The organism is Acinetobacter haemolyticus CIP 64.3 = MTCC 9819 (assembly GCF_000369065.1).
Taxonomy (GTDB): Bacteria; Pseudomonadota; Gammaproteobacteria; order Pseudomonadales; family Moraxellaceae; genus Acinetobacter; species Acinetobacter haemolyticus.
In genome coordinates, this window is sequence record NZ_KB849799.1 from 55,639 (window position 1) to 71,431 (window position 15,793).

Sequence of the window (15,793 nt, forward strand, 5' to 3'; positions counted from 1 at the left end):
TCAAGGAATGTTGATGCAATTTACTGAACAACAGCAGGACAAGTTAAGTAAAGTTCAGTTGGATGAGTCGTGGAAAATTTCTTTATCTGACTTTCTTCTTAGTCAGAAAATGGATAATTTGCGTGAGTTTTTGCAGCAGCAAAAAAATGCTGAAAAAATAATTTATCCTCCGAGTAAGCAGATTTTTAATGCATTGAATACAACACCTTTAAATGCGGTTAAAGTTGTAATTTTGGGTCAAGATCCTTATCACGGTCCAAATCAAGCAAATGGTTTAAGCTTTTCGGTGCAGAGAGGGGTTGCATTACCACCATCTTTGCGTAATATTTTTCATGAATTATCTACTGATTTGGCAATACCCATTTCTCGTCATGGTGATTTGAGTAAATGGGCAGAGCAAGGTGTTTTGCTTTTAAACAGTGTACTCACTGTTGAGGCTGGGCAGCCCACATCACATCAAAAGCAAGGTTGGGAAGAATTTACCGATGCAGTGATTGATGTGTTAAACGAACAACGAGAACATGTTGTTTTCATTTTGTGGGGGGCTTATGCACAACGCAAAGGGCAACGTATTGATCGTAATAGGCATCTTGTTTTGAGTGCAGCTCATCCATCACCATTAGCAGCAAACCGTGGTGGTTTTTTTGGCTGCAAAGTATTTTCTAAAAGTAATCATTATTTGAAACAACATGGCATTGAGCCTATAGACTGGCAATTGGACGCATAATGACTTCTCCCGATTTGAATAGCTATCATCCTGATTTGGTTATTGAGCAAGAAAAGAATGGTTGGCGAGTAATTCGTTTAAACCGCCCAAAATCATTGCATGCATTAGATGAATCTATTGTTAGTGCACTACTTAAGGTTTTTGAGCATTTTCATGAAGATGAAAGTGTTAAAGCAATTTGGTTAGATTCAACAACGCCTAAAGCATTTTGTGCAGGCGGCGATGTACGTAAGCTCCGTCAGCTTGTCATTAACAATGAGGTTGATGCCGCAAATCGTTTCTTTGAACAAGAGTATGCCTTGGATTTACTGTTACATAACTATGCTAAACCAATCGTGGTTTGGGGTGAGGGTTATGTGATGGGTGGTGGACTCGGTTTATTTATGGCTGCGCCATTTCGCTTAGTTACACCTTATTCTCGCCTTGCGATGCCAGAAATCAATATTGGATTATACCCAGATGTGGGTGGAAGTCGTTTCTTGGCAGATCGTGGTCAAATTGGTTTATTCACGGGACTGACAGGGTCGATTATGACAGCTGCAGGTGCATTTAGTATTGGTTGGGCAACTCATATTTGTGAAGCTCAGCGAGATAATGTCTTGCAGAAAGTTTTAAATGTCGATTGGAACCACTATCCTGCGGGTGCTTTTCGTGCCATTGATGACACGTTAAATAGTCTGCATCGTCCAGTTGCGGCAGGTCCATTGCAAAACTCTATTGATGTTATACACAGCGTTTGTCGTGGCCAAAACTTTGAGTTTGATTATCAGGCCATTATTGGATTGAGTGAAGCGAGCAGTGATTGGTTGCGTCAGGCGAGTGAGAATTTGCAAAAAGGTTCTCCAAGCACGGCGGCTATTACTTGGTTACTTTGGCAGTGGGGCAAACAAGGACATGCTTGGGATGAAGTATTTGCATTAGAGGCCCAAATTTCTGATTGGAAAATTCGCCATCCAGATTTTGTTGAAGGTGTGCGTGCGCGTTTAGTGGATAAAGATCTATCGCCTGAATGGAAAGCAACTGAAAAAATTACATTAAAAGATATTTTGTCGGATTGTCCACCTATAACTACGATTGATAGTTGGAATGTATTGTTAAGACAATACGGTATCATTGCATAAGGCGATGAGTAATCCAGATACTTTTGATGACGAATATTGGATGCAGTTTGCTTACGAGCAAGCTGCATTAGCTGCAGAACAAGGTGAAATACCTGTTGGCGCTGTTATTGTGAGTCAATCGAAAATTATTGGGGCAGGTTACAACGCGCCAATCTTGCTTTCAGACCCAAGTGCACATGCTGAAATTCAAGCATTGCGCATGGCTTGTCAGAGCATTCAAAACTATCGTTTGCCCGAAGATGCAACGCTTTATGTAACGCTTGAACCTTGTACTATGTGTGTAGGTGCTTTGATTCATGCGCGTATTCAACGTGTTGTATTTGCAACGCCTGAACCTAAAGCAGGTTCGCTGGTGAGTGCTCGTCAGTTACTTGATAGTGGTTATTACAATCACAAATTTGTCTTTGAACATGGGTGTATGCAAGCAAAATGTTCCGCTCAACTCAGTGATTTCTTTAAACAAAGGCGTAATCAAAAGAAACAGATCCGTTTATCTAAAACGTCCTCAAATGATTAAAAATCTGCGATGAGTTATGGCAGACTAGCCGCTCCTATGATTTTGGTTTAATCAAAAAGGCGAAACTATGCGTAATGCGATCACCATAAAAAAAGAATTCAATGCACCGATCTCCGAAGTTTTTGATCTGTTGTCAAAACATGCAACATACAATAAGGCATTTGCACCTTTGCAAGTTGTACGAGTTAAGGACTCTACTGATCCGCAGCGCCCAGATGGAGTGGGGTCTATTCGACGTATGGGATTTGGGCCGATTAAGCCACTTCAAGAAGAAATAACTTTGTTGGAAGAGAATAAGCGTATCGAATATAAGCTAATTAATAATCCTTTAGTTAAGCACCATTTGGGACAAATTGATTTTAGAGAGATTACGCCTTATATCACTTTAGTAACTTATAAGATTGAATTTACAGCAAAAGCACCGCTTGTAAGTAAATTAATTCTTGCACAACTCAAAGCAGCGATTACACTAGGTTTTTCAAAGTTAGCGAAGTCGGTTGCTTCATAAGAGATGGGAATGACAGTTCATATTATTACGATAGATGGTCCAAGCGGTTCAGGTAAAGGAACATTGGCAGCAAAAATAGCAGCGCATTACGGTTTCAATTTGTTAGATTCTGGTGCGTTATATCGTTTACTTGGACTGTCATTGTTTCAACGCGGATTATTAGATCAAATTGATTCTGAATTGGAGCAATGTATTGAATGTGCAACTCATCTCGACATTGAGTTTAAATCATCAGCCTCTGTAACACTTATCTATTTAGATGGTGTAGATGTGACCAATATAATCAGAACAGAACAAGTTGGTGAATACGCATCAAAGGTTGCGACTGTACCAGAGTTGAGAAAAGCATTATTTGAACGTCAACGTGCTTTTATCCAAGCACCGGGTTTAGTGGCCGATGGTCGTGACATGGCGACATCAATATTTCCTGAAGCGCAAGCTAAAATCTATCTAACTGCATCTGCTGAGTCCCGTGCCGAACGTCGGGTAAAACAGTTGCAGGGTATGGGTCTTGATGCTAAAATAAACGACATTTTATCTAATATACAGGCTAGAGATAAACGAGATATGGAACGTGCTGTTGCGCCATTAAAGCCAGCAGACGACGCATATATCATTGATAGTTCTAATATTGGCATCAATGAAGTCTTCCAATTAATGGTTGACTATATCGATAGCCGTATTCAATAGATAAACCATTTTATTTTCAGTTGAAGCATTGCTTGATCAGATTTTTTGGACAATGTAACAACTTAACTAAACCGGCCTTGTCTGATCCAAGACCGCGGACTTTATCAGGTATATCATGACCGAATCTTTTGCAGCCCTCTTTGAAGAAAGTGAATTAAACCTCAACGTTGAAAAGGGTGCAGTCATCCAAGGTACTGTTGTTAGTATCGACTCTGACTGGGTTACTGTTGACACTGGCCTTAAATCTGAAGGCGTTGTTGACCGTGCTGAATTTTTAAATGAACAACGTGAACTTGAAGTTCAAGTTGGCGATACTGTTGACGTAGTTGTTGAAGCGCTTGACAACGGTATGGGTCAAACAGTTTTATCACGTGAAAAAGCAAAACGTGCTGAAACTTGGACTAAACTTGAGAAAATCTTTGAAGACGGCGAAATCGTTACTGGTGTTATCTCTGGTAAGGTTAAAGGTGGTTTCACTGTTGACATCGGTCCTGTACGTGCATTCTTACCAGGTTCTTTAGTTGACACTCGTCCTATTCGTGACACAACTCACCTTGAAGGTAAAGAGTTAGAGTTCAAAGTAATCAAACTTGATGCTAAACGTAACAACGTTGTTGTATCTCGTCGTGCAGTTATGGAAGCTGAATCTTCAGCTGACCGTGAAGCATTACTTGCTCAACTTGAAGAAGGTCAAACAGTTACAGGTACAATCAAGAACCTTACTGATTACGGCGCGTTCGTTGATCTTGGCGGTATTGATGGTCTTCTACATATCACAGATATGGCTTGGAAGCGTATCAAGCACCCATCAGAAGTTGTTGAAGTTGGTCAAGAAGTTACAGTTAAAGTACTTAAGTTTGACCGCGAGCGTAACCGCGTATCTTTAGGTCTTAAGCAATTAGGCGAAGATCCATGGTTAGCGATCATGAGCCGTTACCCTAAAGGTTCTATCGTTAAAGCACGTGTAACAAACTTAACTGATTACGGTTGCTTCGCTGAAATCGCTGAAGGCGTTGAAGGCTTAGTACACGTTTCAGAAATGGACCACACGAACAAAAACATCCACCCATCTAAAGTTGTTCAGATCGGTGACGAAGTTGATGTTATGGTTCTTGAAGTTGACGAAGAACGTCGTCGTATTTCATTGGGTATCAAACAAACTCGTGCTAACCCATGGGAAGAGTTTGCTAAAGCACATGAAAAAGGCGAAAAAGTTTCTGGTACAATCAAGTCAATCACTGACTTCGGTATCTTCATCGGCTTAAACGGTGGTATCGACGGTTTAGTTCACTTGTCTGATATTTCTTGGAACGAACAAGGCGAAGAAGCGATTCGTCGTTACAAGAAAGGCGACACAGTTGAAGCAGTTATCTTGTCTGTAGACGCTGAAGGTAACCGTATCAGCCTTGGTATCAAGCAATTAAACAGCGATCCATTCAATGACTTCTTGGCTGCGAATGAGCGCGGTGCTTTAGTTAAAGGTACTGTAACTGCTGTTGATGCTAAAGGTGCTACAGTTAAATTAGCTGATGACATCGAAGCAACACTTAAAGCTTCTGAAATCAACCGTGACCGTGTTGAAGACGCAACTAAATTCCTAGAAGTTGGTCAAGAAGTTGAAGCTAAGATCATCAACGTTGATCGCAAATCTCGCTCTATCAACTTGTCTATCAAAGCGAAAGACGAAGCTGAAGAGAAAGAAGCTGTGAACAATGCTCGCCAAGCTGCTGCGACTCAAGCTGCAGAAAGCAATGGTCCTAAGACTATTGGTGACTTAATTAAAGCTCAAATGAAGTAATTTGTTAAAAAGTACGTTTCTTGTAACAGAGATGTACTTTTTTATACAAAAATACTGTAAACGGTAGCGTAGTAATCATGTACTGCGCTACCGTTTTGTATTTAAACAGGTTATTATTAAAAACACTGAGAAGTAGCAATAATTAAAGAGGTCATCAATGACTACTGAAGCACTTAATAAATCTGATTTAATTGAACGGATTGCACTTAAAAACCCACACTTAGCAGAACCTTTAGTTGAAGATGCTGTTAAAATTATGATTGACCAAATGATCGAAGCTCTTTCAAATGGTGATCGTATTGAAATACGTGGTTTTGGGAGCTTTGTTTTACACCATCGTGAGCCACGTTTAGGTCGTAACCCAAAAACAGGTAAAGCTGTTGATGTCGCAGCGAAAGCTGTACCACATTTTAAACCAGGTAAAGCCCTTCGTGATGCAGTAAACGAATCTGGTCAATAAGAATTTGAGGTGTTTATGCGTTATGTATTAATTGCATTACTCGTTGTCATCTTTGGTTATTCACTTGCCTTGGTGCTTCAAAACCCAACTGAGCTACCAGTTGATTTATTGTTTACTCAAGTTCCAGCAATGCGTTTAGGTTTATTGCTTCTATTGACGTTAGCATTAGGCATTGTGGTTGGACTGCTTTTAGGTGTTCAGGTTTTCCGCGTTTTCCAAACGAATTGGGAAATTAAAAGATTGCGTAAGGATATTGATCATCTTCGCAAAGAACAAATTCAACTTGCACAACAAGCGGCTGCTGATGCTGCTGCAAGTGTAAGGCACGAAAAAACTGTATTGGATATTACCAATGAAAATAAAAGCCCATTATAATATGGGCTTTATTTTTATCGGGAAGAAAAGCTCTTGAGTATTATTGTTGCCCTAGACGCAAAAAGCCAATACGACGCTCTGACGATTGTGGAACAACTTGATCCTACTTTATGTCGAGTTAAAGTAGGCAAGGAGCTTTTTACTCACGAAGGACCTGCTGTTGTTAAAAGTTTGCATGATAAGGGTTTTGAAGTTTTTCTTGATTTAAAGTTTCATGATATTCCAAATACTACAGCACAAGCTGTATGCGCGGCTGCTGATTTAGGGGTGTGGATGGTGAACGTTCACGCATCTGGCGGTCGTAAGATGATGGAAACTTGTGTGGAGCGTCTTAAAGCAGGAAATTATCAAACCCAATTGATTGCAGTTACTGTTTTAACTTCGATGGGTCGTGAAGACTTGCGTGATATAGGTTTAGATATTGAGCCTGTTGAGCAAGTGCAGCGTTTAGCTAAACTCACTCAGGAAAGTGGTTTGGATGGTGTGGTTTGTTCAGCGCAAGAAGCAAAAATTCTTCGTCAAATGCTCGGCCAAGACTTCGCATTGGTTACTCCAGGAATTCGTCCAGCAGGATCAAGTGCTGATGATCAAAAGCGTATTGTGACACCGAAACAAGCGATACAAGATGGTTCTACTCATTTGGTAATTGGTCGCCCAATCACTAAAGCAGAGAATCCGACAGCGATGCTAAAATCGATTTTAGCTTCAATTTAAAATTTTAAGTTTAAAAATAGACTGATTAACAGTGGCGCGAGCAAGGATAAAATTAATCCGCTCATCATGGCGTGTGGTACGTAATGCGTGCCACATGATTGTTTAACCATTGCTAAAGTTACATCCATCGACGTTGCGCCTGCACTAGAAATTGCTGATCGTGGAAAACGCCAGCCTAAACAATACATCAATAGAATTGCAAAAATCTCTCTAAATAAATCAGTAAGCAGTGCAATACCACCAAGTTTAGCTGAGTGTAATTCAGTAAACACAATTCCTGACATTGAATACCAACCGTAGCCCTGTGCTAATGCGAGAACTTCGTTTAATTTATAGTGATCTGATAGAATAAAATAGTTAAAGATAGAAGCAAGACAAGAACCAATAATAGCAGCAACAGGAACAAGCAAAATTTTCCAACTTAACCAACTGCGATCAAATTGGGTAAAGGCGAGTTCGATACCGATTAAGAAGATAAAAATAAGTAATAGATACCAACTGTTGAATGGTATATGTACATCAAAATTTTTGATCAATAAGCCTATTGCAACACCTATTGCAAGTGCCAAAAATGCTTTAGCGATATTTTTCAATGCATTTAAAAACAAGCGTAATGATATTTTGCCTTGAACACTTTGGCGATCAATCAGTTTATAAGTGAATAAACAAATAAAGAAAGCACCAATAGATGTTGTAAATGCAATCAGTAAAGCTGGAGGAAGAATAGCGACAGGATTTTCAATATGATTGAGGGCTTGAGTTAACTCAAAAGCTACACTGATCAATAAAATATAAGAAAAATAAGGAAGAATTTTAAAAACAAGTTGTTTTATCTGGAAAGATAAGTGAGGGGCAATAAAGTAGCCTAATGAAATTACGATAAATATTTGGAGAATCAGAATAAGAGATTGCATAAAAAAAGCAGGTCACGAATAACCTGCTTATTATGAAGAATTATTGCTTAAGCTGCATCGACTTTTGTATCAATTGCTGTACTGATAAAATTGTAATCCGCAACATTCACCTTGCGGGTTTCTAACCAATATTTCCAAGTATACGTTGGCCACAAAGAAAAGTTTTTACCATCCGCAGCTTGATACCAACTGCTACATCCACCGGCTTGCCATACTGTGCCTTTGAGTTGTTCTTGTACACGTTCGTTGAATTGGTCTTGAACTTCTTGTTTGACTTCAATTGCTTGAGTGCCTGTTTTATCAACTGTTTGAATCAATTGTAGAATGTAGTTTACTTGTGATTCAATCATAAAAATCACAGAGTTATGGCCAAGAATTGTGTTTGGACCTAAAAGCTGGAAAAGGTTAGGGAAGTTTTTAGTTGCAATACCATAATAACTCTCAGCGCCATCTTTCCAAGCTTGTTTAAGCTCAATGCCATTTCGACCCACACAGTCAAAATGTTTTAAGTAGATACGTGGATCCGTAATAAAACCTGTACCATAGATCAAACAGTCAATCTGACGCTCTTTACCATCTTTGGTGATAATGCCATTTGCTGTGATTTCTTGAATACCATCAGTTACTAGTTCAACATTTTTACGGTTAAACGTAGGGAAGTATTTGTTTGAAATCAAAATACGTTTACAACCCATAACAAAATCTGGGGTAAGCTTCTTCGCTAAGGCTTTGTCTTTGACTTGGAAACGAATAAAGGCTTCGGCAAGTTTTTGACCATATTTCATAATTTGTGGTTGCACAATTGGTACAACACGCGACTCGTTGCTCCAATACAAACGACTACGATGAATTTGGCGATAAATATTTGAAGCTTTAAATAACGATTTACTTATTTTTGAATATTTACGTTCATCACGTGGAATTACCCAGGCTGCTGTACGTTGGAAAACATAGAGTTGCTTAACCTCAGGTGCAATCTCTGGAATATATTGAATAGCACTACCACCTGTACCAATCGATGCAACTGATTTTCCATTTAAATCGTAATCGTGTTCCCATTTAGATGAATGAAATACTTTACCTTTAAATTTCTCAATGCCTTTGATATGTGGAATTTGTGGAACATGCAATGGACCAGAAGCAAAAATTACGAATTGTGCTTCTAGTGTTGGTTGGTCTTTAAAATCTAGAGTCCAAACATTACGGTTTTCATCAAATTCAGCATGTGTTACTTCATGATTAAACTTGCAATAATCCTTTAATTTGTATTGCTCTGTAATATCCTGAATATAACCAAAAATTTCATCTGCTTCGGCATATCGCTTGGACCAATCTGTCTTTGGCGCAAAGGAAAGAGAATACATATGTGATTGGACGTCACATGCAGCACCAGGATATTGGTTTTCTCGCCATGTTCCACCAACATCGTTGGTTTTTTCTAAGATAACAAAATCATTGATTTGACTTTGCAACAAGCGAATCGCCATAGCTAAACCACCAAAACCTGCACCAATAATCGCAACTTTTGTTTTTTGAATAGCATTTTTGGTTACATCACGCATAGTCTACGTCCTACACAGCTAAATTTTGTGCAAGTTTAACGGTTTTACCAAGATTAAATATGATTGTATAGACGTAAAACTTGATCATTTCGGCAATTCATTTAGCTATTTTTTTATAGTACAACATTAAAGTTTTGAGAATTAGATTTAGAATTATGAAAAGATCTATCCTCGGATTGATGTATTTGATTCAAGGCATGCGTCATGTTGGAATAGATGTGGATACACGTTTAGCCCAAATGGGAATACATGCTGACGCTTTAGATCCAAGTTCAATCATTGCGGATGAGATTGAGTGGGATATTCTGCAGCATATTAGTCAAGATGTTTCACCTGAACAAGGTTTGTTTATTGGTCAGCATTATGCATTAGCAGGTTATGGTCCATTTCTTATGCTTTTGGTGACCAGTAATACTTTAGAAAAAGCTTTGCTAAATGGAATCCGATTTCAACAGCTCACACATCTATTTGGTTCTTTAAAATTAGATATTCAAGAAGATTTTATTCATTTGGCATATCAACCGATTGATCTCGAAACACATTTGGGGCATTTGAGAGCGCAGTGTGAAATCTCGGGAACCTATAAATTCCTACAAGATATTTTTAAAATGATGGGATTAGAGATTCCTAAAATAAAGATTGAATTACCCTTTAAAAGGCCAAAAGATTTACACTTGATCGCTTCCTACCAAGATTATTATGGTGTGGATGTGAAGTTTGGTTGCGAGCAAGCTGCATTTATGATGGAGAATACACAACTTTTAGAAACTAAAATTCCATCTGCGGATATCCTGACCTATCGAATTTATGAAGAAAAATGCCTATCCGATTTGGAGCTGTTAGAGAAGGTCGCGCATTTAGATGTGACAATAGTTGATTATGTGGAAGGTTATCTCGAATTGCAAAATGGGGTCATACCGACCATGTGTGAGACAGCATGCGCACTCAAAATTCCTGAGCGAACGCTAAGGCATCAATTGCAGCAAATGCAGACCAGCTATAAAGAAATCCGTGAAAGGCTTATCAAGAAAAAGGCAATAAAATTTATTGAAGCAAGTACATATTCAGTTGAACAGATTGCAGAAATGTTGGGTTATTCTGAACCTGCTGCCTTTAATCATGCATTTAAACGATGGTTTGGACAGAGTCCTCGACAGTATAACCGAAATCATTAAATGATTAAAAATGGAACATTATGATGTTTAAACTACATGATAATTAAGCCTAAAATCTAATGTCTTTGAACTCAATGTTCGATATAATTTTTCTCAATTAAAATTGTAATAACACCTTATGTTAAATTCTAAGCCAGACTCGCATAGCACTGCATACATTCCAACATCACCTGCTGAGCGTTATGCTCAAGCACTTGAGTCAGGACAGTTCATGCCTGATGAAGCACAAGCTCAGGCAGTTCAAGAGCTAGATCGCGTGTGGAAAGAGTTGCTCACTCGTTATAAAGCATCGAAGAAAGCTTTTAGACGATTCCGTCGTCAAACCTATCCGAAAGGTGTTTATATGTGGGGTGGTGTAGGACGTGGTAAGACATGGTTAATGGATCAATTTTATGAGTCAGTACCATTCCGTCGAAAAACACGTATGCATTTCCATCACTTTATGCAACATGTACATAAAGAGTTAAACAAACTTTCAGGTCAGCGTAATCCTTTGGATTTGGTCGCAGATCAAATCTACAAAAATGCAGTGGTGATCTGTTTTGATGAATTCTTTGTATCGAATGTTACAGATGCAATGATCATTAGTGATTTATTCCAGAAGTTGTTTGAGCGGGGTATTACTTTAGTTGCTACCTCAAATATTGCTCCTGAAGGTTTGTATAAAAACGGGATTCATCGAGATCGTTTCTTGCCGACAATTGCATTGGTTCAGAAAAATTGTACCGTTTTGAATGTTGATGCTGGTATCGATTACCGTTTACGGGTATTAAAGCAAGCACAGTTGTTTAAGCATCCGCTTGGTAATGATGTGCAGGCATGGATGGCTGAGCGTTTTAGCGCTTTAACCCAAACACAAGTACAATCAAACTCTCCGATTATGATTAACAATCGTGTTGTTGAGACTTTGGGGCATACTGAAGACGTATTGTGGTGTGAGTTTTCTGAACTATGTTTTAAACCGCGTAGCCCAGCAGATTTCATCGAAATTGCAAACATATACAATACTGTTTTAGTCAGTAATGTACCACATTTGACGGATTTCTTATCTGAAGGGACACGTCGCTTTATTTATTTGGTCGATGAATTCTATGACCGTGGGGTAAAGTTGTTATTAACCTCAGAGGATTCGATTATTGATTTATATAAAGGCGATAAATTAGCATTTGAAATTGAACGGACACGTTCAAGATTACTTGAAATGCAGTCAGATGATTATTTAAATTCTGAGCATCGACAAATACAAATTGCAAAAACTTCATGATTTAAAAAAGGCATTCTTCGGAATGTCTTTTTTTATGAATTTAAGTAGAGAGCACTTTATTCTTGCTTGAATTTTGTTATAACTACATAGGTTTGAACCTTGAATAAGGGTGATAACACTAAACAGTAAGGACATAAGACATAAGCTTTTCCCAGAACAAGAAATTTAATTTTTGTCAATACTACATGTTGGGAAAATGCTTACTATTTAGGAATGTGATATTACTATTCAGGCTAGTATAAATCGGTATACTAGGTTTCTTGTTATAAAAAGTTAGCACCATCAGGAAAGACAATGACTGTACGTATTCAACAAGGCAAGCTAGCGATTGCTAAAGAACTTTACGATTTAATCGAAAATGAAGCTTTACCAGGTTCTGGTTTAGATAGTGAAACTTACTGGAAAAACTTCGAGCAAGTCGTTGTTGATCTTAGTCCAAAGAACAAAGCGTTATTGGCTAAGCGTGAAGAGCTTCAAGCTAAAATTGATGAGTGGCATCGCAATAATAAATTTGAACTCAATGCATATAAAGCATTCTTAACTGAAATTGGTTATTTAGTGCCAGAAGTAGAAGATTTCAAAGTTACAACTGAAAATGTTGACGAAGAAATTGCTTTATTAGCAGGGCCTCAGTTAGTGGTACCTGTACGTAATGCACGTTACTGCTTGAATGCTGCAAACGCTCGTTGGGGTTCATTGTACGACGCGCTTTATGGTACGGATGTAATTTCTGAAGAAAATGGTGCGGAAAAAGGCAAAGGCTATAACCCAGTTCGTGGCGACAAAGTTATTGCTTTTGCAAAAGATTTCTTAAACCAAACCTTCCCGTTGGCGCAAGGTTCGCATGCAGATGCAACAAAATATGCAGTTGACCATAATCGTTTAGTTGTAAGTTTAAAAGATGGCTCAACTACGAGCTTAGAACATGAAGCACAATTTGTTGGTTTTAATGGTGAAGCTGCCAACCCAACAGAAATTGTTTTATTAAATAATGGCTTGCACGTTATTATTGATATCGATGCGAATAGCCCTGTAGGTAAAACTGATGCAGCTGGTGTCAAAGATTTAACGCTTGAGGCTGCGATCACCACTATTCAAGATTTAGAAGATTCTGTTGCAGCAGTTGATGCAGAAGAGAAAGTCGAAGGTTATCGTAACTGGTTAGGCTTGATGAAAGGTGACTTACAAGAGTCAATCGAGAAAAATGGTAAAACCATTACTCGTGCTTTGAATAAAGACCGCACAGTTCAAAACTTAATTGGTGGTACGACTACTTTACATGGTCGTTCATTAATGCTTCTTCGTAATGTGGGTCACTTGATGACAAACCCAGCGATCCTTGTAGATGGTGAGGAAGTATTTGAAGGGATCATGGATGCTTTAGTTACGCCATTACTTACAATTGCTGATATCCGTGGCCAAAACGAGAATCACAACTCTCGTAAAGGTTCTATGTACATCGTAAAACCAAAAATGCATGGTCCTGAAGAAGTTGCTTTCGCAGTTGAATTGTTTGAGCGTGCTGAACAAGCGCTTGGCTTACCAGCTAAAACACTCAAAATCGGTATCATGGACGAAGAACGTCGTACCTCAGTGAATTTGAAGAACTGTATCGCTGCGGCTAAAGATCGTACAATCTTCATTAACACAGGTTTCATGGACCGTACGGGTGATGAAATCCATACTTCTATGGAAGCTGCACCAGTTGTACGTAAAGAAGCCGTTAAGACCCAGAAATGGATTGCTGCTTATGAAAACCGTAACGTTGCGATTGGTTTAGCATGTGGTTTACAAGGTAAAGCTCAGATTGGTAAAGGCATGTGGCCAAAACCAGATAGCATGAAAGATATGTTGGCGACTAAGACTGCACATCCAAATGCTGGTGCAACTTGTGCATGGGTTCCATCTCCAACGGGTGCAGTACTTCATGCGTTGCATTACCATCAAATCAATGTAAAAGCCCGCCAAGATGAATTGGCTGCGGAAGATATGTTGACACTTGATGACTTATTAACTCCACCATTTGCACCTGAAACAAATTGGACTGCAGAAGAGTTAAATAATGAGCTTGAGAATAACTGCCAAGGTATTTTAGGTTATGTTGTTCGTTGGGTAGATTTGGGTGTGGGTTGTTCGAAAGTTCCAGATATCAACAACGTTGGTTTGATGGAAGATCGCGCAACATTACGTATTTCTTCTCAACATGTTGCTAACTGGTTACGTCACGGTATCGTAACGCGTGCGCAAGTTGAAGAAGTACTTAAGCGTATGGCTGTAATTGTTGATCAGCAAAATGCGAATGATCCACTTTATACACCAATGGCGCCAAACTTTGATGGGATTGCATTCCAAGCTGCTTCTGACTTGATCTTCAAGGGTGCTGAGCAACCATCTGGTTATACAGAGCCATTGTTACACGCTGCTCGTTTAAAACTTAAAGGTTATACAGGTGACTAATTTCGATTAGTTTCTGTGAATCTACAAAGACTCTTCAATTTTGAAGGGTCTTTGTTTTTATAGCTTCAACATATAAAAGCAAACCAAATTTTTGCTATAATTCTCTTAATTTGATCATTTAGTCGAAACTTAACGATGTCACAAATTTTAAAATTAGATGCTTTACAACAAGCACAAGTTTCAACCTCTCCGTATCCATATTTTGTAGTAGAAAACTCTATTGTGGATAGTGAGGTAATGGCTGTAATTCAAGACTTCCCAAAAATTGATCAAGGTGGAAGCTATAATATTGAAGATGTTGAAATCAAACCTAATTTTGATCGTTTCTTAAAGTCTCTTGACACCAAAGAGTTTCGTCAAATCCTAACTGAAAAATTTGATGTGGATGTTATGGAACATCCAATGATGATCACATTACGTGGTTATTCACGTCAAAAAGATGGTCGTATTCATTCTGATTCTAAGACTAAGCTGCTCACTATTTTGATTTACTTAAATGAGTCTTGGGATGCACCAACTGGCCGTCTTCGCATTTTAAATGATGAAAAAAATATGGATGACTATGTTGAGGAGATTAATGCTGGCCCGGGTACTCTGGTTGCATTTAAAGTAACTGATAATGGCTGGCACGGATATGTTCCTTATGAAGGGCAGCGTCAGTCGATTCAAATTAACTTTTTAACAAGTGATAAAGCCAACGCTAAGCATCGTTTTGTACATGGTTTAAGTGCGAAATTGAAAAAGTTATTTAAATAACCTGTTAAGAAAATTAAAGGAGGTAAAGATACCTCCTTTTTAAACCATATTTTTATTTAGATTTATTTAATCATCATAGTATGTGTGCCAACTATAAGCCTTTAACACTCGAACAAGCGAAGCAAATTGAATTGCCATTGATCCCATTTGAATATGTGGATGAAGTTTATCCAAGTTATAAAACACCTTTGCTATTTCAATCAGAACAGAGCTTAGAATGGCGAGATGTACTGTTTGGGCTTGTACCTAAATGGTCTGAAGACACCAATATTGCCAAACATACTTATAATGCACGGCATGAAACCATTTTTCAGAAACCTAGTTTTCTTGAAGCAGCATCAAAATGCAAATTTGGTGTTATTCCTGTTGCTGAATTTTATGAAAGCAAATATATCGACGGTAAACCACAGCGTTGGGGAGTACGTCGAAAAGATGGTCAAGCATTTTATATTGCAGCACTTTACGAAATACGCAAATTAAATGATCAAATTGTGCGTTCTGCAACGATGTTGACTATGAATGCGATTGATCATCCTATGATGAAAGAGTTTCATGAACCCGGTGACGTTAAACGATCCGTCGTTGTCATTCCACATGATCGCTTGAATGAGTGGCTTAGTTTAAAACAACCTAATCAACTTAGTCGTTTTATGTGCGGATTTCCAGTTGAGGAGTTTGAGTGCTCACATGTACCAAAAATAAAAATAGAAAAGGTGACACCTCAGTTGAATATGTTTGATTGAAGAAAACGAACC

The 15,793-nt window shown here is 38.5% G+C and carries 16 protein-coding genes; 14 read left to right on the forward strand and 2 right to left on the reverse strand.

Annotation, left to right across the window (positions count from 1 at the left end; genetic code table 11):
* The first annotated feature begins 13 nt into the window (after positions 1–13).
* The 9 genes from ung (at position 14) to pyrF (ending at position 6,910) form a co-directional block, all read left to right on the forward strand.
* The gene (gene ung, locus F927_RS00325; protein WP_005080468.1) at positions 14–727 is read left to right on the forward strand and encodes a uracil-DNA glycosylase; all 714 of its coding nucleotides are present in this window, start codon (positions 14–16) and stop codon (positions 725–727) included.
* On the forward strand, positions 724–1,848 hold the full coding sequence (locus tag F927_RS00330; RefSeq protein WP_171055793.1) for an enoyl-CoA hydratase/isomerase family protein: 1,125 nt from the start codon (positions 724–726) through the stop codon (positions 1,846–1,848). Before ung ends, F927_RS00330 begins: the two co-directional genes overlap by 4 nt.
* 4 nt (positions 1,849–1,852) lie before the next feature.
* Positions 1,853–2,365, forward strand: coding sequence for a tRNA adenosine(34) deaminase TadA (tadA, locus tag F927_RS00335; protein ID WP_005080470.1), 513 nt, complete (start codon positions 1,853–1,855; stop codon positions 2,363–2,365).
* 67 nt (positions 2,366–2,432) lie between these two features.
* Positions 2,433–2,873 (forward strand): SRPBCC family protein, encoded by a 441-nt coding sequence (locus F927_RS00340; RefSeq protein ID WP_004639295.1) that lies wholly within the window; start codon positions 2,433–2,435, stop codon positions 2,871–2,873.
* A gap of 9 nt (positions 2,874–2,882) precedes the next feature.
* Positions 2,883–3,563 (forward strand): (d)CMP kinase, encoded by a 681-nt coding sequence (gene cmk / locus F927_RS00345; RefSeq protein ID WP_005080473.1) that lies wholly within the window; start codon positions 2,883–2,885, stop codon positions 3,561–3,563.
* A gap of 115 nt (positions 3,564–3,678) precedes the next feature.
* The gene (gene rpsA / locus F927_RS00350; protein ID WP_004639293.1) at positions 3,679–5,361 is read left to right on the forward strand and encodes a 30S ribosomal protein S1; all 1,683 of its coding nucleotides are present in this window, start codon (positions 3,679–3,681) and stop codon (positions 5,359–5,361) included.
* A gap of 157 nt (positions 5,362–5,518) precedes the next feature.
* The gene (locus tag F927_RS00355; protein ID WP_005080475.1) at positions 5,519–5,821 is read left to right on the forward strand and encodes an integration host factor subunit beta; all 303 of its coding nucleotides are present in this window, start codon (positions 5,519–5,521) and stop codon (positions 5,819–5,821) included.
* Between the two features lie 15 nt (positions 5,822–5,836).
* On the forward strand, positions 5,837–6,196 hold the full coding sequence (locus tag F927_RS00360) for a lipopolysaccharide assembly protein LapA domain-containing protein (RefSeq protein WP_004639291.1): 360 nt from the start codon (positions 5,837–5,839) through the stop codon (positions 6,194–6,196).
* A gap of 33 nt (positions 6,197–6,229) precedes the next feature.
* Entirely contained in the window at positions 6,230–6,910 is a 681-nt protein-coding gene (pyrF, locus tag F927_RS00365) for an orotidine-5'-phosphate decarboxylase (protein WP_004639290.1), read from the forward strand.
* On the opposite strand, the gene F927_RS00370 is transcribed toward pyrF, so the two are convergent.
* Together F927_RS00370 and F927_RS00375 are read right to left on the reverse strand one after the other, a co-directional pair.
* A complete protein-coding gene (locus tag F927_RS00370; RefSeq protein WP_004639289.1) occupies positions 6,907–7,824 on the reverse strand; it encodes a LysO family transporter in 918 nt (305 codons plus the stop codon). The two genes, pyrF and F927_RS00370, sit on opposite strands and share 4 nt — an antisense overlap.
* Before the next feature lie 47 nt (positions 7,825–7,871).
* Positions 7,872–9,386, reverse strand: a complete 1,515-nt coding sequence (locus F927_RS00375; protein ID WP_005080477.1) for a flavin-containing monooxygenase — start codon at positions 9,384–9,386, stop codon at positions 7,872–7,874.
* A 155-nt stretch (positions 9,387–9,541) separates the two neighbouring features.
* Here F927_RS00375 and F927_RS00380 point away from each other — a divergent pair, with 155 nt between their 5' ends.
* The 5 genes from F927_RS00380 to F927_RS00400 all read left to right on the forward strand — a co-directional run bounded on the left by F927_RS00380 (position 9,542) and on the right by F927_RS00400 (position 15,781).
* The gene (locus tag F927_RS00380) at positions 9,542–10,561 is read left to right on the forward strand and encodes an AraC family transcriptional regulator (RefSeq protein WP_005080478.1); all 1,020 of its coding nucleotides are present in this window, start codon (positions 9,542–9,544) and stop codon (positions 10,559–10,561) included.
* A gap of 118 nt (positions 10,562–10,679) precedes the next feature.
* Positions 10,680–11,825 carry a cell division protein ZapE gene (gene zapE / locus F927_RS00385; RefSeq protein WP_004639286.1) on the forward strand — a complete coding sequence of 382 codons (1,146 nt, stop codon included), beginning with the start codon at positions 10,680–10,682 and terminating at the stop codon, positions 11,823–11,825.
* Positions 11,826–12,119: 294 nt separating this feature from the next.
* Complete coding sequence (locus F927_RS00390; protein ID WP_005080480.1) at positions 12,120–14,282, forward strand: malate synthase G; 2,163 nt, start codon at positions 12,120–12,122, stop codon at positions 14,280–14,282.
* A 135-nt stretch (positions 14,283–14,417) separates the two neighbouring features.
* Positions 14,418–15,038: a 2OG-Fe(II) oxygenase gene (locus F927_RS00395; RefSeq protein ID WP_004639284.1), complete on the forward strand. Its 621-nt coding sequence runs from the start codon at positions 14,418–14,420 to the stop codon at positions 15,036–15,038.
* Between the two features lie 80 nt (positions 15,039–15,118).
* Positions 15,119–15,781, forward strand: coding sequence for an SOS response-associated peptidase family protein (locus F927_RS00400; RefSeq protein ID WP_005080482.1), 663 nt, complete (start codon positions 15,119–15,121; stop codon positions 15,779–15,781).
* Positions 15,782–15,793: the final 12 nt, after the last annotated feature.

Coding starts and splice junctions, on each gene's coding strand:
- F927_RS00395 (WP_004639284.1), top strand. CDS start 14,418: ATGTCACAAATTTTAAAATTAGATGCTTTACAACAAGCACAAGTTTCA.
- F927_RS00380 (WP_005080478.1), top strand. CDS start 9,542: ATGAAAAGATCTATCCTCGGATTGATGTATTTGATTCAAGGCATGCGT.
- F927_RS00355 (WP_005080475.1), top strand. CDS start 5,519: ATGACTACTGAAGCACTTAATAAATCTGATTTAATTGAACGGATTGCA.
- F927_RS00340 (WP_004639295.1), top strand. CDS start 2,433: ATGCGTAATGCGATCACCATAAAAAAAGAATTCAATGCACCGATCTCC.
- F927_RS00400 (WP_005080482.1), top strand. CDS start 15,119: ATGTGTGCCAACTATAAGCCTTTAACACTCGAACAAGCGAAGCAAATT.
- tadA (WP_005080470.1), top strand. CDS start 1,853: ATGAGTAATCCAGATACTTTTGATGACGAATATTGGATGCAGTTTGCT.
- rpsA (WP_004639293.1), top strand. CDS start 3,679: ATGACCGAATCTTTTGCAGCCCTCTTTGAAGAAAGTGAATTAAACCTC.
- zapE (WP_004639286.1), top strand. CDS start 10,680: ATGTTAAATTCTAAGCCAGACTCGCATAGCACTGCATACATTCCAACA.
- F927_RS00375 (WP_005080477.1), bottom strand. CDS start 9,386: ATGCGTGATGTAACCAAAAATGCTATTCAAAAAACAAAAGTTGCGATT.
- F927_RS00360 (WP_004639291.1), top strand. CDS start 5,837: ATGCGTTATGTATTAATTGCATTACTCGTTGTCATCTTTGGTTATTCA.
- cmk (WP_005080473.1), top strand. CDS start 2,883: ATGACAGTTCATATTATTACGATAGATGGTCCAAGCGGTTCAGGTAAA.
- F927_RS00370 (WP_004639289.1), bottom strand. CDS start 7,824: ATGCAATCTCTTATTCTGATTCTCCAAATATTTATCGTAATTTCATTA.
- F927_RS00390 (WP_005080480.1), top strand. CDS start 12,120: ATGACTGTACGTATTCAACAAGGCAAGCTAGCGATTGCTAAAGAACTT.
- ung (WP_005080468.1), top strand. CDS start 14: ATGCAATTTACTGAACAACAGCAGGACAAGTTAAGTAAAGTTCAGTTG.